Source organism: Edaphobacter lichenicola (assembly GCF_014201315.1).
GTDB lineage: Bacteria > Acidobacteriota > Terriglobia > Terriglobales > Acidobacteriaceae > Edaphobacter > Edaphobacter lichenicola_B.
On sequence record NZ_JACHDY010000002.1, the window covers coordinates 579,820 to 601,875 of the forward strand.

Annotated in this window: 15 protein-coding genes and 1 pseudogene; 3 read left to right on the forward strand and 13 right to left on the reverse strand. The window is 55.8% G+C overall.

The features are described from left to right. The first annotated feature begins 44 nt into the window (after window positions 1-44). On the forward strand, window positions 45-404 hold the full coding sequence (locus tag HDF09_RS08665) for a winged helix-turn-helix transcriptional regulator (protein WP_311719068.1): 360 nt from the start codon (window positions 45-47) through the stop codon (window positions 402-404). A 336-nt stretch (window positions 405-740) separates the two neighbouring features. Here HDF09_RS08665 and HDF09_RS08670 read toward each other — a convergent pair whose 3' ends face one another. Continuing rightward, window positions 741-2,150, reverse strand: coding sequence for a glycoside hydrolase family 30 protein (locus HDF09_RS08670; protein WP_183764730.1), 1,410 nt, complete (start codon window positions 2,148-2,150; stop codon window positions 741-743). 76 nt (window positions 2,151-2,226) lie between these two features. Then, window positions 2,227-5,697 carry a TonB-dependent receptor gene (locus HDF09_RS08675; protein WP_183764733.1) on the reverse strand — a complete coding sequence of 1,157 codons (3,471 nt, stop codon included), beginning with the start codon at window positions 5,695-5,697 and terminating at the stop codon, window positions 2,227-2,229. A gap of 240 nt (window positions 5,698-5,937) precedes the next feature. Here HDF09_RS08675 and HDF09_RS08680 point away from each other — a divergent pair, with 240 nt between their 5' ends. Next, the gene (locus HDF09_RS08680; protein WP_260181035.1) at window positions 5,938-8,136 is read left to right on the forward strand and encodes a winged helix-turn-helix domain-containing protein; all 2,199 of its coding nucleotides are present in this window, start codon (window positions 5,938-5,940) and stop codon (window positions 8,134-8,136) included. Between the two features lie 87 nt (window positions 8,137-8,223). Here HDF09_RS08680 and HDF09_RS08685 read toward each other — a convergent pair whose 3' ends face one another. The 9 genes and pseudogenes from HDF09_RS08685 to HDF09_RS08720 form a co-directional block, all read right to left on the reverse strand. Then, window positions 8,224-9,375 carry a hypothetical protein gene (locus HDF09_RS08685; protein ID WP_183764738.1) on the reverse strand — a complete coding sequence of 384 codons (1,152 nt, stop codon included), beginning with the start codon at window positions 9,373-9,375 and terminating at the stop codon, window positions 8,224-8,226. 432 nt (window positions 9,376-9,807) lie between these two features. Further along, window positions 9,808-9,927 (reverse strand): hypothetical protein, encoded by a 120-nt coding sequence (locus tag HDF09_RS20720; protein WP_311719072.1) that lies wholly within the window; start codon window positions 9,925-9,927, stop codon window positions 9,808-9,810. Beyond that, window positions 9,911-10,153 carry a glycoside hydrolase family 3 C-terminal domain-containing protein gene (locus HDF09_RS08690; protein ID WP_221270077.1) on the reverse strand — a complete coding sequence of 81 codons (243 nt, stop codon included), beginning with the start codon at window positions 10,151-10,153 and terminating at the stop codon, window positions 9,911-9,913. The genes HDF09_RS20720 and HDF09_RS08690 overlap by 17 nt, the downstream gene beginning before the upstream one ends. After that, on the reverse strand, window positions 10,036-10,536 hold the full coding sequence (locus tag HDF09_RS20725) for a glycoside hydrolase family 3 C-terminal domain-containing protein (RefSeq protein WP_311719291.1): 501 nt from the start codon (window positions 10,534-10,536) through the stop codon (window positions 10,036-10,038). Before HDF09_RS20725 ends, HDF09_RS08690 begins: the two co-directional genes overlap by 118 nt. 45 nt (window positions 10,537-10,581) lie before the next feature. Beyond that, window positions 10,582-11,315: pseudogene (locus HDF09_RS08700) on the reverse strand (glycoside hydrolase family 3 protein); the annotation flags it as partial. A 95-nt stretch (window positions 11,316-11,410) separates the two neighbouring features. Further along, window positions 11,411-11,626, reverse strand: a complete 216-nt coding sequence (locus HDF09_RS08705) for a hypothetical protein (RefSeq protein ID WP_183764747.1) — start codon at window positions 11,624-11,626, stop codon at window positions 11,411-11,413. Further along, complete coding sequence (locus tag HDF09_RS08710) at window positions 11,626-12,774, reverse strand: acyltransferase family protein (RefSeq protein WP_183764750.1); 1,149 nt, start codon at window positions 12,772-12,774, stop codon at window positions 11,626-11,628. Before HDF09_RS08710 ends, HDF09_RS08705 begins: the two co-directional genes overlap by 1 nt. Window positions 12,775-12,997: 223 nt before the next feature. Beyond that, window positions 12,998-15,223: a glycoside hydrolase family 3 C-terminal domain-containing protein gene (locus HDF09_RS08715; RefSeq protein ID WP_183764753.1), complete on the reverse strand. Its 2,226-nt coding sequence runs from the start codon at window positions 15,221-15,223 to the stop codon at window positions 12,998-13,000. Window positions 15,224-15,519: 296 nt separating this feature from the next. Next, the gene (locus HDF09_RS08720; protein WP_183764756.1) at window positions 15,520-16,761 is read right to left on the reverse strand and encodes a hypothetical protein; all 1,242 of its coding nucleotides are present in this window, start codon (window positions 16,759-16,761) and stop codon (window positions 15,520-15,522) included. 348 nt (window positions 16,762-17,109) lie between these two features. On the opposite strand from HDF09_RS08720, the gene HDF09_RS08725 reads away from it, so the two are divergent. Beyond that, entirely contained in the window at window positions 17,110-20,517 is a 3,408-nt protein-coding gene (locus tag HDF09_RS08725) for a TonB-dependent receptor (protein WP_183764759.1), read from the forward strand. An 877-nt stretch (window positions 20,518-21,394) separates the two neighbouring features. Here the strand turns inward: HDF09_RS08725 and HDF09_RS08730 are convergent. Further along, the gene (locus HDF09_RS08730) at window positions 21,395-21,706 is read right to left on the reverse strand and encodes a hypothetical protein (protein WP_183764762.1); all 312 of its coding nucleotides are present in this window, start codon (window positions 21,704-21,706) and stop codon (window positions 21,395-21,397) included. Then, window positions 21,703-22,029 carry a phthiocerol/phthiodiolone dimycocerosyl transferase family protein gene (locus HDF09_RS08735; RefSeq protein ID WP_183764766.1) on the reverse strand — a complete coding sequence of 109 codons (327 nt, stop codon included), beginning with the start codon at window positions 22,027-22,029 and terminating at the stop codon, window positions 21,703-21,705. The genes HDF09_RS08730 and HDF09_RS08735 overlap by 4 nt, the downstream gene beginning before the upstream one ends. Window positions 22,030-22,056 lie beyond the last annotated feature (27 nt).

Consider the following 22,056-nt stretch of genomic DNA (forward strand, 5'->3'; position numbering starts at 1 on the left):
GAGAAGCCAGCTATAGGCTCCATACAGAGCTCACTGACCCTCGCGTGGAGGCGTTGGTCAACGAACTGATCGGTCGTGTTGCCGACAAATGGACGATGCTGATCCTCGAAGTGCTTACTGAACGAGGAGAGCTACGTTTCACGCGGCTCAGCGAACTGGTGCCGGGAATCAGCTACAAAATGCTCACGCAAACCCTCCGTTTGATGGAACGCGAAGGACTGATCTCACGCACAGTGCACCCGGTCGTTCCTCCGAGAGTCGAGTACAAGCTCACAGAATTGGGTCTCAGCTTAGGCGCAGCCTTTTGCAAAGTGTGGATGTGGGCAGAGCGACACCTTGAAGAGATAGAGCGGGCACGCGCCGCTTTTGATCAAGTATCCGGGAAAATAGCAAACAGATCATAGGTCCTTGGAGACGCGCTTTTCGTCATCTGACGATCAATGACAAGAAGACATATTGCGCCTCACGTACTAGTGAGGCGCGGGGCAAAAGATCTGACGCACCGTCTCTCGAAGCCAGGTGTGTAGCAGATCGCTGTCGAAGCACGGGTGCCAGACCTCGAGTACCGTATCGGCGGGATCTCTTTCGGCGCTTTCACGCGTGGCAAGTCAAGCAGACTAGAACGGGCTCTGGCTATCCGAACGGGCATAGTCAGCACCAGGTCTGTCGTTTCGAGCATACGGATCGCGTCAAGGAGATAGGGTACGTGGACAGCCGCACGACGCTGCAGGCCGAAAGAGCTACTGTTTCGGAGACCAGATGTAGGTTGCGAGCGCTCCTGGTGGCAGAGCAGCGTGGAAGGTTTTTGCGTTCCAGTTCACGTCGAACTTTGCTGTGTCGCTTCGATCGTTCAGGACCAACAATACGATCGATCCGTCCAGATCTTGAAAGGCTACGCTCTCCAGGCCCTCGTTTTTGAAGGATGTCGAGTTGATCCGAGTTGCTCCTGGATGGACGAACTTGCTTGCCTGCGCCAACGCGTAAAAGTCACCGGTGTAGGAGACGCTCATCTGCTTCGTATCGAGCGTCACCAATCCCCGGCACGTCCCGCAGCCGCCGGCGTGTGGGTTGTGGTCTGTATCAAGCACGATACCCCAAAGCGCCACTGCCTTGGCCCAGTTGCGGGTAGAGTCGATTAGTAGATGAGCTGTAACTTCCAGCGGAGCTTTTTTCTGCCACGTGCCGCCGGAGCACTCCGTCATCCAGATACCCTTGTCTGGAAACCGATCGTGAACGACGCTCTGGCCACTCGGCTCGCCTCCATAGCAGTGCAGTGCGGATCCAGCCATGAACGGAGCTGCCGCAGAGTCTGAGAGCACTTCGATCGGATACTCCGGATGGTCCCAGTTGTGATCGTAGGCGAGCAACTGCGTCTGCAGGCCGACGTGACGGAGATCCGGTCCGAGGTAGCGGCCGATGAGGCGCTTCTGCTGGTCCGCCAGCATGAGAGTTCCGGGAAAGTCTTCGGTCTCATGCAGCGGTTCGTTCTGTACGGTTAGGTACTTCACCGGAATATTTGCTTTCTTAAACGATTGGAGCGACCGGACGATGTACTCGGCATACGCTGACATGTCGTCTTCGCGAAGAGAGCCGCCGACCATGGAATCGTGCGTCTTCATCCATGCGGGTGGACTCCACGGCGTCGCCATCACTGTGATGGCTGGATTGAGCTTCAGCGCCTCGCGCATCACAGGGAAGACATAGTCTTTCTCATGCTCTGTGGAGAAGTGCCGCAGTTCGGGGTCCTGTTGGCCTGCAGGCATGTCGTCATAGCTGTAGTGGTTGAGCGAAAGATCGGTCGAGCCGATGGGCAGGCGCAGGAAGCTGAGGCCGATGCCACTGGAGGGGTCGAAGAGCTTCGTCATTACATCGCGGCTCATAGCTGGTGACATTCGATCGTGCAATAGCCATGCGGAGCCTTCCGTCATGGAGGCGCCGAAGCCGTCCATCGTCTGAAAACGTTCGCTGTCGTTTACGGTGATCGTAAGTGGTGATGCGCTGCTCTTGGCCGTGAAGGCGAGAGCGGGCTGTGCTTCAAGAGCGCTTGAGAGATCGGGTGTTGACTGATAGGAGCGCACGGTTTGTGCGGACAGCGGGCAGGCTACGGCAAGCAGAAGCGTAGTGACACGGCGAAGCGAGAGAGCGGGCACAATATTTCCTCGGTGAACAGGATAAAAAAAGCCGGGCGTATCGCGCTTGGCGATAGCCCGGCTGGTGCAAGCTGCGTTAGAAGTAGACCTTAGCGGCGAGCTGGATAACGCGCGGACCACCGGGGCCGGCGGCACCAAAGGCTGCGGTGGGCTGACCCCAGTTGGTGTCCTTTGCGATGGAGAGCGGCGTGAAAGTTCCGTTTCCGTTGTAGGTTGGCAGCGTGAGGTTTGCGTTGTAGTCGCGTGTCAGGATGTTTGGATGGTTGAGGACGTTGAAGAACTCTCCGCGGAGCTGGATTGAACGTCCTTTGCCTGACTCTCCGATGGGAAAGTTTTTGAAGATGGAGGAGTCCCAGGTAACCATGCCGCCTTGACGCAGGCTGCCGGGTGCTCCGAGGTTCGGCTGGCCGATGGTTGGCAGAATGAGATTGCCCTGGTGATCCACGCCTACAAACAGAGGGGGTGTTTTGCTGTACTGCGAGCCGCCGGTGATCTGGTTTGCAGGCGAGAAGAGCGCGTTCCGAACCGGCTGGCCGCTCATTATGTTGGCGAGGCCGGAGAGTTGGTAGCCGTCAGTAATATAGCCGAGCCAGTGAGGTCCATTGAAGCGCTGGGCGAGGCTCGGAAGATCATAGACGTAGTTGATCGCGCCGATGTTGGGACGGTCGTAGCTGGCGACGCCGTAGCTGTATTTACGCGGATTGAAAGGATCGACGAAGCTCTCGTCGGCGCTGGAGGTGGTAAGAGTTTTGGACCAGGTGTAGACGCCACCGAAGGTGAGACCGCGGGCAAAACGCCGCTGCACGGAGACCTGTAGCGAGTTGTAGTTCGAGGTGCCGTCGAACTTGTAGTACTCCATCTGGCCGTAACCTTTATACGGAGAGAGAAAGTTCTGCGTGTAGGCGTAACGTCCACTGAAGGAATATCCGGCTGCGGCGTACTCGGGGGGAAGGTTGGGTTCGACGGCCGGAACGATGCCACCGGGAAACTGGCTTGGATCCTGTGCGGCACGGCTGAAGGTTGTGCCGTAGGGGTTGGTGTTGATGTCACGAGCTGTGACGAGGTGACGACCTTGTGTCCCTACATAAGCCACATCGAGCGTGGTTTCATGGAGGATCTCGCGCTGAATGCCAAGGCTATAGCTGTACACGGTCGGAACTTGACCGGACACGTCTGCGCCATAGATCCCGCTGAGCACACCGGAGTTTGACTGGGCAGCAGTTGGTATCTCCGGGATGGTGCTGAAGGGGACGGTCGGGGTAGTGACGAGAGCAGGGTTGCCGAAGACGGTGTTGAAGATCAGGTTGCCCTGTTCGCGATCGTGCGAGATGCCGAAGCCCCCACGCAGAACACCCTTGTTATCGCCGAAGATGTCGTAAGAGGCTCCAAGACGAGGCTCGAACATGATGCCGCGGCTGTTCCATCCGCCCTTCGGCAGCGTTCCATTGGCAGCGTAGGTTATGCCATTGAGTCGGTTGCCAGAGTTGGGAATGATGTTGCCACCGGTGTCGATCGAGACTGCCTGGGATGGATCGTAGGCTGATGGGGTAAAGAGCGCGATCTGATTCTTAGCATCGTACTGCGGTGGGATGTAGACGAAGCGGACTCCATAGTCGAGCGTGAGGCGAGGCGAGACCTGCCAGGTGTCCTGTGCGTAAAACTCCACCTGGTTATAGCGGAAGTAACCAGTGGGGCGTGAGCTGGATTGGTCGAAGCTGGAGAACGAGCCAAGCAGGGCACTAGCAAAGGGAGATCCGCTGTTGGAGGCACTGGAGTTGAGGCAACCCAGCGAGCCTGTGCAGTTGTTACTGAAACTGAACTGGCCGTTGGAGTTGCCGTAGCTGATCTGGTCTTTGCGAGCACGCTGGTAGAAGGCGCCGAACTTTACCGTATGGCTGTGCAGGCTCCATGTCAGATTGTCATTGGCTGTGATCGTCGTCGTTGCCTGATGCCACGGCGTCGAACCGAAGTAAGTGAATGGATAGTTCTGACCGTTGCCGCTGAAACCAAAGTCTGGAATCGAAGTTCCTCCGGAGACCGGAAACAGCAGAGGGAGGTTGATGTCGTTCGCGCCAACCGTGATGTTGCCGTTCACACCCGTGATGCTGGACCGATAGACGCTCGGCCCCACGGTGAGTTCGTTGAGCAAAGTAGGCTTCAAGGTGCTGGTAAGATCCACCGACAGGTTCCAGCCTGGTTGCTTATCGGTGCAACCACCGGCGATCTGCAGCGACCCGAGGCACTGGATTCCGAAGGAGCCCATCGGTCCGGTCTGCGTATCCTGATTGTTGATGTAGCGAGCGAATATACGCTCGGAGGGAGAGATCTGGTAGTCTACGCGGCCGATGTACTCGGTACGGGGATGCGTTGAGGAGAGAGGATCCTGCCGGTTGTAGGTGTTGTTATTGAGAACGTTTGGCGTCGGATAGAGAGCCAGGATCTTCTGCACCTGGGCGAAACTAGCCTGCTGCGATGGCGTTAGAGCCGCCTGTGTGATCTTGTTTCCTGCAAACTGCGTTCCAGTGGCCGGGTTGAAGATCTGGATCGGGTTGCCGCTACTGTCGACGCTCTGCGAAAAGTCGCCCTGGCGTTCAAGCTGACTCGGGGTACGATACTGGTCAAGGCTTCCCGGGACGAGCTGACGGTAGAACTCGTTCGAGAAGAAGAAGAAGAGCTTGTCCTTCAGGATCGGTCCGCCGATCTGATAGCCGAAGGTGTTGTAGCGGTAAAGCTGTTTCGGCGTACCGTTGTGATCGCTGACCCAGTCGTTGGCGTTCAAGCCTTCGTTACGGTGGAAGTAGTGGGCGTTGCCGTGAAAGTCGTTGGTTCCACCGCGCGAGGTGACTACAAACGATCCGCCGCCTGCCTTGCCGAACTCAGCCTGGTAGTTTGAGGTGAGAACCTTTACTTCGGCGATGGCGTCCGTGTTGATGGTCACCTGGGTGCCGCCGTTGTCACCGGTATCGACGTTCGAAGCGCCATCCACCGTGAAGTCATGCTGATTCTGCCGGGTTCCATTGACGCTGTATGAGGTGAGACCGCCTGTCCCTGAGGCGCCGAAGGATCCAACCCCAGAGACGCCCGGAACGACGCGAATGATGTCGAGGACGTTGCGGCCGTTGAGGGCAATGTCGTTAAGCTGCTTTCCGGTAATGAGGTCTGATCTCTCGCCAGAATTTGCCTGGATTTGAAGTTGGCCAGTGTCTGCGGTCACTGTGACGCTGGTAGCTTCGGCGCCGACCCGCAAGACAAACGCACCGGCATTCAGCTTGTCGGCTGAGCTGAGGATGATGCCGTCTTTTTCAAGCGTCTCAAACCCCTTGGCCGTAACCGTCAGATGGTAAGTGGCTCCTGGCAGGTTGGAGAGGGAGAACGTTCCGTTCTCGCTGGAGGTAACCGTGCGTGTAACTCCCAGGTTGCGTGCGGTTGCAGTCACCTTGGCGCCAGGGATGATGGCTCCCGATGTATCCTGAACGGAGCCGAGAATCGTGCCCGATGTGACCTGTGCGATTGCCGGCAGGCAGAAGGCCAGCAGGCCCAATACCATGGCAAATACAATCTTATAGAGCGATTGAACGGCCTTACCTGCAGCCGACTGGATTGGGTTGCTACCCGAACCATCATTAACGAATCTAACAAAACTGTACGATCTTTTGAGTTGAGTCACTTTGGCTTCCTTTAAGACAACAATGAACGTTGCGAACCCTACGCAGGTGGCGGAGCGATGATCCTGAAGAGAGCGTGATGCTTATCTGAGGGTTTTCTGATGGGCGGTAACCATTTTTAAATGAGCAATTTGAAGGAAAGCGGAATCAGGGTGGAAGAACGCCGGGCAGATTTTAGGGTGGGGGAATGGACTGTTCAGGTAGAGCTCAACTCACTGACAAGGGATGAACTAGTACGCCACATCGAGCCCAAAGTGATGAAAGTGCTGCTTACACTTTCTGCTCAGCAGGGCAGGGTCGTCTCCAAAGAGGAACTGATCTCCACAGTCTGGCCCGACACCTTTGTCGGTGACGACGTCCTCACTCGATGTATCTCCATTCTGCGGCGAATCACAGAGGATGATCCTCATACTCCCCACTTCATCCAAACGATCCCAAAAGTTGGCTACAGACTGGTAGCTCCCGTCTCTGAGCTGGCCGTGGAAGTTCACGACGACGCACCCACGATCCAAGGTTCCCCCATCCCGACTACCGAACCTGCCCCGGTTCACCCCTCCCAAGCTTCCAGTCAGCAGCGGCGCCGGATTGTTGGGTGGACCGTCGCGGCGGGGCTGATCTTTGGCTCCCTTTTTGCAATGTGGTCCTACCAAAAAAGTAGAACTAGACTGACCGGGGCTTCCGTCTCCTTTCGGACAATCCAATTAACCTCTTACGCCGGGGAACAGATCCAACCCGCGTTCTCGCCAGACGGAAAGCAAATTGCATTCGTTTGGATCTCCGAGGACACCGCTTCTCGACGGATTTATATCAAGACCATTGGTACGGAAGAGGTAAAGCAACTCACCTCCGATACAGACGAGCAGTTCAGTCCGACCTGGTCACCGGACGGGAGGCAGATTGCTTATCTCGCGAGATCGACCGAGGGCCTCAGTCTCTCGGTTGCAAACGTCAAGTCGCTGGCGCTTCCCCGTAAACTATTAATCCCGCAACAGCCCAGCCACTGGGAGCAAGGTGCGCTTTCGTGGGCTCCCTCGGGCAAGTCGCTGATCTATCCGGACCATTCCGGTACCGCTCCAGACTCCTCTATTTTTCTGCTCGATCTGCAAACCTTCAACACCAGGTCCATCACGACGCCGCCCGCAGGTTGGGAGGGAGATCTGAATCCGGCGTATTCGCCCGACGGCAGATGGATTGCTTTTACGCGGGCAAGCGAAACCGCCGTCCGGGACATATATTTCATGTCCACGGCGACTGGCGAGTTGCACCAGCTGACGCACGATCACATGAACATCGACAGTCTCACCTGGACTGCGGATAGCTCCTCCATCATTTTCTCTTCCAACCGCGGGGGTAAGTACGGGCTTTGGAAGATCGGGCTGAAAGATAAGACACCGGAGCGTCTGCCCGTGGGCACCGAGGATGCCTATCAACCGGCGGTTGGACCGAAGCCAGGAGATCTTGCCTACACCCAGGGCTCCGCCATCTGGAGCATCCTGCGTCTCCAGCAAACTTCCGGCAAAGAGAGTTCGGTTCAGTCAGACGCCGTTCTGACCTCGACCCAGCAGGACTCAGCTCCATCTCTTTCGCCTGACGGAAGCTTCTTCGCCTTCCAGTCCAGACGCTCGGGGAACCAAGAGATATGGATCGCTTCGCGAGCGGGCGACCAACTTCGTCAACTGACTTTCATGGCCGGTCCGCTCACCGGCAGCCCTTCCTGGTCGAATCACGGCAACAAGATTCTCTTCGACTCGCGCCCTGGAGGCCACTCGCACATCTTCTGCGTCGCCGCTGCGGGCGGACGTCCAAAGCAGCTCACCTTTGGTGATGCGAACGATATTACTCCGCGATGGTCGCACGACGATCAGTCCATTTACTTCCGCTCCAACCGCGGCGACCGATGGCAGCTCTGGCGTGTTTCGGCAGTAGGAGGGGATCCGCAACCTGTGACCACTGGAGACGGAATCGTCCCGCAGGAGTCGCCTGATGGCAAATGGCTTTATTACACGCGCGGCAACGAGGATGGCATTTGGCGGGTGCCACCGTCGGGTGGAGCGGAGACACAAATTCTGGCGCAGCCATCTGCAGCTTATTGGGGATACTGGCAGGTTACGTCCAGGGGAATCTTCTATCTGGACCGCGGTTCCTCATCCAGCGCAATTCGCATCTTCAACCCCGATACAAAGGTGACATCCTTGTACACAATGCTCAGAGAAGTGCCTCCGGTATATTCTGGCCTCGCTGTCGCACAAGCAGGAAAGGTCGTCCTAATAACCGATCAGCACGATGCCGGAAGACACATCACCCTTATCCAGGCTCAGTGATTGGGTTCTTGTTTCTTTGTGTGTCCTTACCAAGGAGGGTTCGAAGATCTTCCTCTCATCGTCCATCCCTCTACGACGATCATCTCGTCAGCCCTCCGCCTGGTTCTGGTCGACCAGGCGATCGAATGCGAGACCGCTCGCAGCCTCTCCACGACCAGTTTGCTTCTGCGCGCACAACCACGTGTACACCTGGCCCTGCGTCCAGCGCGCGCGTGCGTAGTACTGGGTGAGGCGGGCGCCAGCTCGCGGGACCTCTTCCTCGTGCAGAAAATACGTCTGAGCCGGGATGAGGTCAAGACCAGCGCGCAAAAGCGACGTGAGCGGCTGCACTTTCTGCGCCGGGTTGAAATCGCCCACCAGAATGCGCGGCATGGCTGCACGCTGCAACTGGATCTGCCGGTTGTTGTTGGGCACATGAACTGGGATAAAGGGAATCCAGTTTTCCGGCACCGAGTTCATGGCCTGGTATCGAACGGCGGCAGCCAGCGCCGGCGGCGTTCCGCTTCCGGGAATCAGCGACTGCAGGTAGTTGAAAGTTTGCTTTGCAACCTCGCTTCCGGGGCGGCTGATGCCGCTTGCCAGCGGCACCGTCTTTTCTACCCCCCACGCCATGTTGGCGACCTCATCACGAACCAGGAACACCTCTTCCTGCGGTGGGCCGTATTGTGCCGAGGCCAGGGTTGGCAGCATGAGAAGCGTCGTGTCGGCCGAGCTGCTGTCTGCGGGAGCGTTGAGGATGTTGATGGTGAACATGCTCCAGCGACCCCATGCCTCATCCACACCCTGATCGGCTGCCTGAATCCAGAGGCGCTCGCCGAAGACGTTTGTTACAGCCATGCCGCGGACCTGGGCCAGCGAACCTGAGGGCAACGTGCACGGTACCACGAACCAGTCATTCGAGTCCACGAGAGCGAGCTCAATGAAGAGCAGCTTTGCCAGATCCGTCGTGCTGGCGTCGATGTCGCCGAAGTTGGTCGCGTGATCTTCGAATGTCCACCAGCGCGTGTTGGGCATTCCTGAAAAGGAGACAGGGATTGGAATGGTGGTGAACGGCTTGTCGGGTAGAAAGCCGGTCGTCTCAGAGCCGGGAACACTGCCCAACATCTTGATGCTTGCATCCAGATCGAGGCTGTACCAATCAAGTTGGCCTGATGAGTAGTCGTTGGCGACGTAGACTTTCTCGGTTCCGTCAGGCAGGGGAGCCGATGCCGCAAATTGATAATCGAGGTGATCGGGCACCCACGCATCGTCTGTGGACGACGCCGGCGCGGTGAGAAATCTGCCGGCCCACGCGATGAATCGCTGTGCTCGATGTCGAGAGCGCCCTGGTCCCCGAATGCGATGCCGGCGACGCCATCGTAGGCGTGATGCACAGGATCGGTTAACAGGTATTCGAGCAGCGCGCCGCCGTCCATGGCACGGCCAGCCAGTGCCTGATAGGTCTCCCAGACCTCGGGATGAGAGCAGACTTCGACCTCTTTGCTCTGCGTGGGATCCGGCTTTGCGATCGGATAGGCCGTTGTGAAGACGGTGCGATAATCCGCCACATCGGCAATGAGCGCGAACCACTGGCGGGCCATAACGAGACGGAGGTCCAGTGCAAGGGATTGCAGTTGGCGGTGGAACTGCACAGGGCGACGTTCGACCTTGGCCTCCAGCGGAATTGAAGAATCAAAAAGCTGGGGAGTGCCATCCGCAGCGCGATAGGTACCAGGCCTCGAGTATTGCCGGCACGTGTTCAGAGGCCCAGTGAATATCGAGTGGGCGGCCATTTTCAAGCACGAGCACCACCGGCTTGCCAACACCAACAGCGGCTTTCTAACATCTGCTCCTGGATTCCTGGCAGATTGAGGCTAGCTCGAGAAGCCGCTTCACCGCTCATATTCGCCGTTTCACCCATCACGGCCACGACGAGGTCAGCGTCGGCGGCCGCTGCCTTGGCCTTGGCAATCCATTCGGCGGTTTCTTGAGGAGTAGGTGGAGGTGAAGGCTTCGTACCTGTAAACTGCTCCAACATACCGGTATAGACCTTCGACGGCTGAGGCCCGGCGACAAGCGTGATTTGCGCATCGGCACCACCAGCCTATTCCTGATACCGGCAAGCACAGTAACCGGATGACTCTTGGACCCCTTTCCGAATAGACCCTCCACCGTCCATCCGCCCTCGATGTCATGGGAAGCATCTGCGAGAGGGCCAATAACGGCAACCTTTTTCAGATCCTTCGACAGGGGAAGAGTTCGGTTCTCATTGCGAAGCAGCACCATGGAACGCCCTGCCAGTTTGCGCTCGAGCGCGATACCTTCGGGTCGGTTCAGGACCGTATCGACACTAGCTTCGTCGACGTAGGGATGGTCGAAGAGTCCTAGATCAAACTTCGCCTCCAGAATCGGCAACACCATCTGGTCGATGTAGGCTTCACTTACTTTGCCCTCTTTCACTACCTTTGCAAGATTGTGTGAGTAGGTGAGACTCGCCATATCCATGTTTAGGCCCGCGGTGATCGCCTTGTAGGCCGCATCTTCGCCATCGCTCGCGTAACCATGGGTAACGAGGTTTCCGACTGCAAATGCATCCGAAAGCACAATGCCTTGGAACCCCCAATCCTTCCGGAGAACATCGGTCAGGAGCCAATGATTGCCACTCGCCGGCACGTCGTTCAGGTCCATATAGCACTCATAATTCCGCCAGCCCCAGCCTGAACCGCTGCATGAAAAGGAACCAGGTAAACATTGCGAAGCAACTCCTCCGGCACATAGGAAGAGTCATAGTCACGGCCGCCGTCGGCTGCACCGTAACCGGCAAAATGCTTTACGGTCACCAGTACGCTGTCCTGTCCAAGCTTCGAGCCTTGGAATCCGCGGACCTGTGCTTGAGCCATTGCGGAACCAAGAACTGGATCCTCTCCGGCACCTTCCACGATGCGACCCCACCGAGCGTCACGCGCAATATCGACCATCGGCGTAAAAGTCCAATCAATCCCGGCAGCGCGTGCATCCTGTGCCGCCAGATGTTGTGCCTGCTCCTCGACCGATGGATCCCACGAAGATGCCATCGCCAGCGGTACTGGAAAGACGGTTCTATATCCATGAATCACGTCAAAACCAAAGATGATTGGCATATGAAGACGCGACTTTTCGACGGCGATATGCTGAAGGCGATTGATCTCCATGACGTCCATCTGCCAAAGAATCGAGCCTCCCCGCCTTTGGCAATCAGATCATCTGGTTTCTCTTTAGCGATGCCAGGCGCCACCAAACCGGACGACTCATTGAGTTAACGGACCTTCTCGTCGAGAGTCATTTGCTTCAGGAGAGACTCGGCCTTCTGCTTGGCCTCAGCACTGAAGGGACTTGTCTGTGCCCCGGCGGAAATGACACCAGAGAATGCGACAAAAAAAAGAGCGATTGCAGAATACCTCTTCAACATCATGATTTCCGTCCTCCGTTTTTGAAAATAAATCGGCTTCTCTGCTGCGATTATGTCGGGCATTATGCTGCTGCCCGCTTTATGCCGTAGCGGCGGGTCAGCCACGCACGAACAGGCTCATCGAAATACTTAAGAACTAGCCATGCCAAAGCGATCACGAATGGCAGAAGCAGGAAGATATAAGTCAATAGCACGGACTTGGCTGGATGTCTCGTATGGGCGAAGTTCGCAATGATATATACGAATGGGATATGCGTGATGTAGAGAGGATAAGAGAGCCTGCCGCTGAACTTGCACAACCTCATCATGCCCGCACCAGCATCAGAGTGCGCGCCACAGATAATGATGAGCGGGAATAAGAACAGCACGCACGCAGCATCGTAGAGACCATTGAAGGAAAGCCCGCCTGCGTTGGGGAACTTCGGCGCCTGAAAGATGACCACAAGAAGAATCGAAAGAACCAGGAGTCCAATTTTGGGACGGCGGATGCGACCCTGAATACGGTACAGCCAAAGGCCCATCACAAAAGAGACGGTCAACCGAAGGGGTGCCATCCAGATATCCGGGTATCCCCAGCCCCCATCCAGTGAGCCTTTCATATTCCCGACCCATAGGAGCAGCAGCCCGGAAACTCCGAAGATGATTCCAAGCGTGAGCGCACGCAGACGGCGAAGAATCAGAGCGTACGCGATATTTCCGAGATACTCCTGCATGAGGGACCACGCTGGCCCATTGAGTGCCTGGCTTTCGTTCTGTCGGCCCCCAACTGGCGGAGAAGGCAACAAGAGAAGTGAGGTCACATAGGCCAGCAGTAACATCGGCGTTGAGGTGTGGTTTATCCCCTTCCCGAAGGGATCGAGAAGATAGCCGAGAAGGCCAAAGGTTGCGCCGACCAGCACCAGCGGATGAAGCCGAATGAGCCGGATGCGAAAGAATTGGAGGGTAGACATTCGAGTCCATCGGTCATCGTAGGCATAGGCGACGACAAAACCGGAGAGCCCGAAGAAGAAATCGACTGCCAGGTAGGCGTGGTGCATCAGGCTCAGAGGAGTGTCCCAGCCGAATGAGTAGTTGAAGACGTGAAAGATAACGATCAAGATGGCCGCACTCCCTCTCAATCCATCCAGCACTTCAAAGTGTTCTTTCCCGGTGCTGGTCCGGTCAGCTTGAACTGCGCTGCCCGTCTGCCCCAGAGTTGATACGTTGTTCATTTGCGAGGTCTCCCTTATCTTTCGAGCTTCAACTTGGCTGATAGTGACCGTTAGCGCAGGTTATCTGTTCGGCCTTGGCACCGAGAAATTGGTTTCGTCCTGACTTGGCCCGTAGGTGGCCACGCCAGTGACAGAGCAGTGCACGCGAGCATCAAAGGTGCGGAATCGATACATTGCGGTTCTCATAGGTTCATCGCCGAGTGAATTCAACGAGCGATCGATCTCAATGGATCCGAAGGTTTGCCTTCAAAGGGGTGCTCTCTGAAGATGGTCCAACCAGGATGCCATATTCGCCACTAGTCATCTTCCACGTGTTCTCCGATTCGTCGAAGATCTGCAGTTGCCGTGGATCGATGGCTACGGTGACATCCTGTGACTCGCCAGGCGCAAGAGTGACGCGCTTCCAACCGACCAGGCGTTTGAACGATTCATCAGCTTCTTTGGGAAGTGTGGCGTAGACTTCCGCGATCTCAGTCCCTGTCCTTTTGCCCGTGTTTTTGACTGTGAAGCGGACTGTTTTCGCGGATGAATCGACGCTTAGGCCGGAATACGCGTAGGACGTGTACGAAAGGCCAAAACCGAACGGAAACAAAGGTTGCTTATGCTGGGCTTCGTACCACTTGTAGCCGACCTCTGAACCTTCGTCGTAGTGGACGGCATAGCTGGAGACGCGCGTTTCGGAGTTCACAGCAAAATGTCCTTGTCCTTCGTCATTCGGAGGAAGGGACACGACTAAAGGGCGAGGAAGATCCGCCTCTCCCTTTGGGAAGGTCATCGCCAGCTTGCCAGACGGATTGACGTCCCCGAGAAGGATGTTTGCTAACGCCTTGTGTCCGGCGCTGCCTGCATACCAAACCTCAACAACCCCGGCCACCTTGTCGAGCCAAGGCATCGTAACAGCAGTCCCCGTTTCAAGAACAACGATAGTATGCGGATTGGCGGCCGCTATCTGCTCAATCAGCGCATCTTGGTTGTCCGGAAGCGAAAGATTCGGCAGGTCCATACCTTCGGACTCCCACTGATATGCGAAGACAATCGCCACATCCGCGGTCTTTGCGAAAGATGCCGCTGACTGCAGATCCGTTCCCGGATTAAATTCAATCGTTGTGTTCGGCAACTTCGCTCGCAGCGCCTGTAAGGGGGAAGTCGGAAACCAGATATGGTCCTGCCAATGCGTTCCGCCTTTACCAGGGGGCATAATGGCATTGCCGCCCGGCGGGTCAACTTGTGCAGAACCACCACCGGAGATCATTCCTACGTCCGCGTGGCCGCCGATCATTGCAATGCTGTGGACCTTGGACGGAATGATTGGGAGCACGGCCTGGTTGTTCTTTAGGAGAACTATGCTCTTTTCTTCGATACGCTGCGCAACCTCAAGCCCTTTTTCTACGTTTACCACACTCTTATGCGGAGGATCATCGACGATTCCAGCTAAAAACTCTGCGTACAAGACCCTGCGAGCATGGTCATCGATCTCGGACAGAGGTACTCTCCCTGCGTCTACCGCCTCCTTTAACTTCAGCCCGAAATAGTCGGCCATAGGCTGCTCTTGATCGAGTCCGGCAGAGGACGCCTTCTCCGTACTGTGCGTGCCACCCCAATCCGAGATCACGAAGCCTTTGAATCCCCAATCCTTCTTGAGAACATCCTGCAGCGTGTAGGAATTTTCACAACCGAAGTCTCCATTGATTCGGTTATAAGAGCACATCACGGCACCCGGATTGGCGATAGAGATCGCAATGTGAAAGGCCAACAGATCGGACTCCTGCATCACGCGTTTCGAGATGACAGCATTCACAACGAACCGTCCAGTCTCCTGGTCGTTGACTGAGTAGTGCTTGATATCGCCGATGACGTGTTGACCCTGCTCGCACTTCATCATATTTCCAACGAGAGTGCCGGCCAGAAGCGGATCTTCGCCTGCGTACTCGAAGGTCCGCCCGTTTCGGGGTTCGCGGGTGAGATTCACGCCGCCTCCGAGAGTCACATCGAAACCTTGAGCCCGAAGTTCGCCGCCGATCACTTCGCCGAATTGGCAGGCGGACTCTGGATCCCAGCTCGAAGCTGCACCGAGATTGGAAGGCATCGCCGTCGAGTATCTTCCATTCGCGCCACTGGCTCTCACGCCGTAGCCGGCATCCGAGATGATCAGGGGAGGAATACCCAGGCGCTCGACACCTTGAGTGTAACCAGCGCCGCCATTGGTGAGAGGGGTTAGAGGCATCCGCCACTGCGACTCGCCTGACATACCGTTGCCATGCACCAGAGCCAACTTTTCATCAAGAGTAAGTTGTTTCAGAACCAGCTCTGAGCGCTCCCCTGGAGACAGGTGTGAATCCATCCAAGGCCGGTTCGTTTCCTGAGCCGGCGCGATGCCGACTCCGATGACGACCCCCAGGAAGGCTGTCGTAACAATCAAAAGGGGAAGTTGCGAGTTGCATCTCTGCATCGTGTCTCCAGGTCGCCCCGGCGACGCTGCGCTGGCGAGAATCAAAGCCAGAAGAAATCGCGGCAGTGCGAGAAGGGCTACGTTTGCAGAATCTAATACGAATAAGGTGGTGTAAAAGCTCCAACGGGTAGGAGCATGGCGCTTTCCAATAACTGTCTATTTTGCTTGAAGTTACTACCGAAGCGGACGACCGTCTTTGGGCATGTATCATACGGCTAAATCAGTGAGACACGCCTCGAGGGATCGGCCGCAGCCGACCATGGAGCCATAGCGCTGTCGATGAAGAGGATAGTGACCTACCGCCAGGTCTCGACAGCGAGAACGGTGGGAGGGCCTGCGTGGCCTTCGATGACATTCGTTTCTATCACCGCTTCCAGGTTGAGTTGGTCCCAGTTCTTAGGCGCCTGCTTCAACATCTCATCGAGGTACGCAGGCTTAAAGACGACCTCGCTGGCAGCTTCGGTGCCTTCCCCTAGAATCCCCGCAATGATAATGACTGGCTGGCCCGTCACCCTGTCATGAATCCTGGCGATGATGGCATAGTCCTTTGCCAACTTTGTGTAAGGCACCTGCCATTGGAGGGTCCAAAACCTCTTCTCGGGACTCTTGCGGTCCACGAGCCTTCGCACCTGCGAATCGTACTCGAATCCGAAAGGTAGATTTTGGGTAATCCGCATGGTCCAAACGTTATCGAAGGCACCAATGAGCACGACGGGACCTTCGCGTAGCTGGGTATAGCCGATTTCTGAATCGGAAACAACGCGAAAATCGCCGCCCTTTGGGACAAGGGGAACGATAGATCGCGCCAACGTGATCACGTCCGAGACATCGAGCCGGCCATAGAGTGGCATTCCGTTTGGCGTTGTTCGCTCTCGATCGACCGCATCTATCGGTTGCCCTAGGCAGTATGTGACCTTGCCTGAAGCCGCTGTCACCGGTTCCCAAAAGCGTTCGAGGTTCGACGGCTTCCGAGGGATTTGTATACGGCCCATTCCGAATCCTGCGAAAAGGGCCAACAACAATAATGTTGCGATAGATATCCATCGATGCCTGGCCAGCACTGGAGGAGGTAGGGCTGCCTCGGCAGATTTAGACTCGGTTATGGGAGAGTCCTGAGGCGTCGCCCCGTTTCTCTGCGAGACCAACGATCCGGATTCGAGGTTCACGGAGACCGTTGGATCCCGGAACAAGGGAACGTATGAGCCTACCGAAAGTTCGACTATCAGCTCTCCGAAATGATCCGTATTGTAGTAGTACTGGATCAACCTCTTCCGGACTTCGGCCGCTGTCGTACGGACTACTGGATCAAGGTTTACATCGTAGTTTGGCTCACGTCCAAAGGCCTCCACACCTATCGTCCGTTCCTTTAATTCGCCCGCATTGCCAAGCAGCGTTTGCTCGACCGTGTACGCCAGAAACACGGGATAGCGCTTGCTGTTTGCGAATAGCGGGTGTGCAAGGAGCCGTTTCAGCTGATCGCGGACAGCACTGGTATCTGGCACGAGACTGTGCCCAGCCTCTTTTTCGGATTGTGGCAACAATGGCATCGTGAGTTCTGCTGATTCTCTTCCTGCTTTTCGGGTTTGGCGACGGCGCTGCGTCCACCTCGACGCGTTGCTGCGCAAAAGCAGGGACGCAGAACCCACCGGCGACGGCATAGAGCCGGGGACCAACATCAACCCCTCATTATTCCATATTGACAACTAGGATTTGGGGTATCATACATTCCTTTTTGATCACGTGGCTACCTAGGGTAAGTCCTTCAAAAGGAGTTATCTATCCAGCAACGAATTGGTTGCTACCCGTTAGCTCTTATGACGTTGTGCCGTAGTGAATAGAGTCATCCTTTCTGATTCCGCGGAACGAAAGTGGTCACGAGATTCCCCATGTCAGCCAACAGCTCATACAGAATCGGCATCATTTTCTCGCTTTGTGTCGTTTTGAGAATGCTTTTTCCTTGTAATAACGCTCTCTCGTTTGTTGTTTGGGCGCAGGCGCCAACCTCAAATTGGAACGGCGTGCTGCGCACGGACGGGTTCCTGCCCGCAAACGAGGGAACGGTGCTGCTCGACTCGGGTACGAATCACTATTCCGCAGCTGTAAATACAGAAGGGGCTTTTTCGTTCCAAAACCTAAATGCCGGCCTCTACTCAGTGACTGTTCGTGCCGCTGGGAACTTCTACCGCAGCGCGACCCAAGTCTCTATCCCATCAGCGGCTGTAGATGTAACGCTCAAGCTGGGCCGCGACGGCTCAGTGGAAATGGTCAACACGGAGATTGGAAGAGTAGTTGACACCGATCAACTCACGAATAAGGGAGTGAGTGAAATCCCGCTCAATAAAAGGGACTTTAGCCAAATTCTGCTACTAGCTGCTGGAACGTCTAGTGATACCAACGGAGCCTCAAATTTTACCCAGCAGTTCGCGATCAACGGCCAGCGAGGTGTGGAGGCAACTTTCTCGCTGGATGGGGCGGACATCAGTGACCCCGAAGTGGGTGGCGGGACGTTCACTAATTTCAACGTAGACGCGATCCTTGACCTGAAATCGTCGTCGGGCGTCATGCCGGCTGAAATAGGTCGTGGCGCATCTGGCTATACAGACATCCTGACTCGATCCGGAACAAGCGACCTGCACGGATCGTTTTTCGAGTTTCTGCGAAACTCCGCGCTCGACGCTCGCAACTATTTCGATCATCCTTCCCCGGTAAGCCCGGGACGCATTCCACCTTTCAGAAGAAATGAGTTTGGATTTACAAATGGAGGTCCTGTTCCAATTTCCCGTTGGCTCGGCAACGGTAAGCAGTTCTTCTATTTCATCGAGTACCAAGGCTTCCGCCAAGTCCTAGGAACGACCCAGGTTCTTTCTGTTCCAACCGCAGAACAGCGATCAGGCATGGATACAACGGCATTCCCAGGGGACACGCTCTTTGTTCCGGTGAACTCCTCGATCAGCCAGATACTGGCGCGATATCCGCTGCCTAATTATCCAGCTGGAACATTTGGCGCGAACACATACGCAACTTCATCCAAAGTGAATACGGACGCGGATCAGTTTTCCGGCAGGCTTGATTTTCAGAGCGGCGCCAAGGACCACTGGATGGCGCGATTCTCTCTCGACAATCTCAGCGGCCCAACGACGAATCCAGATCAAACGGTTATAGATCCGAGCTTCGGGGTGGAATATGTCGATCACCAGCGTAATGGCGTGTTGACATGGATACACACTGCATCGCCGAGTCTCATGTTCGAATCATCACTCAGTGCTATTCGAACGACACCCTCTTTCCCAACCTCCAATACAACTGACCCAGCCGTCAAATTCAACGACGCTCTCTTCGAGCCGTTCAATGCCCCAGGCGGTTCCGTTTCCAGAGACTACGGAAACTTATTCCAGGCTCGAGAGAATGTAACGTTCTCGCGCCACTCCCATACGGTCAAGCTTGGTGCGGAGATTCGACTGAACCGTGACTCCGGCTATTTCGGAACCAGCCCAAACGGGGAATATGACTTTGGCGGAGGAACAGCGTACTCCGCAGGTAAAATCACATCGGCAAGCGGTTCTCACACTATCAATATTGGAGACCCTCTGCCTGATACCCTGTCAGCGTTCCTTACCGGAAGCGTGTTCGCGTATACACGAGCTGTTGCACCTACTTATTTCTCGAACGGCCAAAATATTGGTGCCACTGCGATAAACCGGACGGCAATCGCAGCTTACGCGCAAGATACCTGGAAAACCACAAGCCGCCTCACGATCGGCTATGGACTGCGCTTCGAGCTCTACACGCCGATATCGGATCGGGCTCACCGTACTTCCGGATTCTACCCATCTCCTGGCGGAGGCCAGGTTTTCTTGATTAATCCTGAACCCAGGTACCGGACGCGAATGAACAATTGGGCGCCACGTCTGCAAGCTGACTATCGCTTGCGCCCGACCCTGGTACTCCATGCCGGCGCGGCTTTGACCACGATTCCCCCCAATATCTGGCAAGACAACATGATAACGGGGAATCTGCCGTTCGTGTTCTACCCTCGTGTGACGGCCGGACCGACAGCCTTTATCCCCTATGGATTTCAGTTCACTCCTGCGCAGTTACCCCGCGTCTATACGCCGGACGGTACCGACATCTTTGCCAATCGACGGCCCAACGATGTCCCCGCCAACACAGAAGTTGATATCGATCGTCTCGAGCAAGGAATTGCAGATGCTTCCGAAGGAGAGACAACTCCGCTCAACGTAGGAGCGATCAGCAGGAACTTTGGGAACGCGGGTCTCGGCACGTGGTCCCTTGGCCTGGAACAGTCCCTAGGACAAGTGACGCTCTCTGCCGCTTATGTCGGCACAACCGCTTATAAGCTTCCGCGCGTCGCATTTCCCAACGCCTATCCTGGCGCTACAGCAGCGTTTGCTCCATATACGAAATTCAATGCTGCCGGCCAGGCTGTAGGCGGGTTCGGAACCGAAGGCGAGATGACGGCGACTTCGCACTCCTCGTACAACGCTCTACAGGTCTCCGGACAGGGTCAAACTCCGCATGGTGGACCTGCCTTCCAAGCGAACTACACCTGGTCGAAGTCGATCGACGATGCCAGTAGCGTTGGCGGGACCTCAGCCACCAGTACCGTGGGAGCAACATCGCAGGCAGCGCCTCAGAATCCTTTCGATACTCACCCGGAACGCGGTCCGTCAGTATTCGATACGACGAATTCATTCTCACTGAGTCTCACGCAGTCTCTTCCGGTTTATGCGATCCACCCGTTGAATCACGTGAGCGGTAAACTTACTCGCGGCTGGCAGTTGATCAGTATTTCATCGCTGTCTGGCGGTACACCTTTTACCGTTTATACGGGAGTTCAGCAAACGGGTGCAGGCTCGGCCAATGCGGACAGGCCCGATCAGATCGCAAAGCCATCGTTATCCACTGCGAGGCCCAAGAGAGAGGACTACTTCGGGCGTGGAAGCGATAACACTTCTTTTTTTTCAATACCAATTAACATCCCGGGAGGAACGGGTCCAAATAGTGGGCGCTTCGGCACTCTCGGACGGAATACCTTTCGTGGGCCGGCCTATTACGATTATGACTTTTCTTTGGTCAAAGACACGCCGATCGGAAGAAGACGATCTGGAGCTGAACTCACCAACTTGCAGTTCAGGGCTGAGTTTTTCAACATATTCAACATCGTGAACATGGGGCTTCCGTCGAACACACTCCTTGGGTCGGGCTTTGGCCAGATCAATCGAACGAATGGCAACTCCCGTCAGATTCAGTTTTCTTTGAAGCTCGAATACTAGAGGCTTCATCGAGACGGTCGTCGCCAGACAGTACCGGATGAATTGGCACTTCTGCTGTTGATTTGCAGGCGGATTCGAAGGCTTTCACGCTTCAGGATTGCTGCAATAAACTCAGGACCTAAATAAGGGATCAAGCCAATCACCTCGTTCGATTCGACATCATGGACAAGCCGGAGACGAGCCTCTTCAACATCCTGTGGTGAGAAACACTTCGCATCCCCCCTATATTCCTTTTGCGCGTAACACACAGCGTGCTAGGTCAAGTGGAATCGGAAAGGCGGTGATTCCTTGGGGTTTTCTGGTATCGCGCAGGCAAAGCAACAGAGCATGCGCCGGTCGATTTTGTTGAAGGTAATCCGGCCGCAGTTGGATGAGGTGCAACAGTTGCTGATTGCGGAACTGATGGATACAGCAGTGGTTCGTAGGAGCAAGACGTCTCACGCGGATGTTGCTAAGGCGGTTGGGAAGTATGTATCCACGCATGCGCATGGTGGTGACCTGATTACTGCGTCGACGCTTGATCGTTCCTTGGCTGGCGCGTGCACATTGTGAATCACTTAGGCGAAAGGGAGGACTCGTAAAAAGCGATTCTTTGACTCACAAAATTCTGCTCGATCAACGATCTTTGGGTATGAAACATTCTGCATTTTCCGAGGAAACGCACGCATAGACAAGCGGGATGCTCCGTCCGCTACTGCTGAATTGCAGTAGTGAATCAATGCGCTCCGTCATCGCGAGCACTGCTTCTTGAATTTCGAGCAGCAGATCAGCCCGCACCCTCGCACATATATCTTGACGCTCGAAAAACTCGCCCGTGAGCATTCTCGCGAGGCGGAGCGGCTTGAATCTGCTCCCGATGCCATGTTTGGGAATTGGGTTAGACCGCGCAGACTTTGCAGAGTACCTCTTCCACACCCGCTAGCAAGCCGGGGATTGGCGCGGAGCTGGTGTGCGTGAGGTGCAGCGAGCCGTTGAGGCTGACTGCTCCAAGGGTCTGCTCTCCTTCGATGCCACGGAGTGCACATGGTGCCCAGAGGGTCTCGAGTTTCAGGGGACCGAAGGTGCTGTCGAATGGGAGACGGCCGAGGTTGGTGAGCATGACCTGTGCGTTGAACGCGTTTCGCTTGAGTTGAAACGCCTGTTCGACGGTGAGGTTCGAGGAGACAGCTGTAGATTGGAGTTCGATCATCCTGGATATATTTTCTGTGCTCTTGACGGCAGAGAGGCCATGTTCGCAAACCGTGCGAGCTCCCAGAATGTCATCGAATCGCCTTGCGAGATGGAGATCTCACCGCCGCCGAAGGAGACCATGCATTGATCTTTAAGACCGAGAATGTCGCGGATCTCAGCGGCAGACATGATGCGGAGGGGGTTATTGCGCCAGCTTTCATCGATGGCTCTGCCTGCGATGATGAGCGCAGCGGAGATAACGGCGTGGATGGTGACGCCTTCCTCGCGAGCGCGGCGCTGGAGTGCAGTGGTCTGTTCTGGCGTAAGAACAACTCCTTCCACATGCGGCAGGGGGACGCTGAGCAGCGA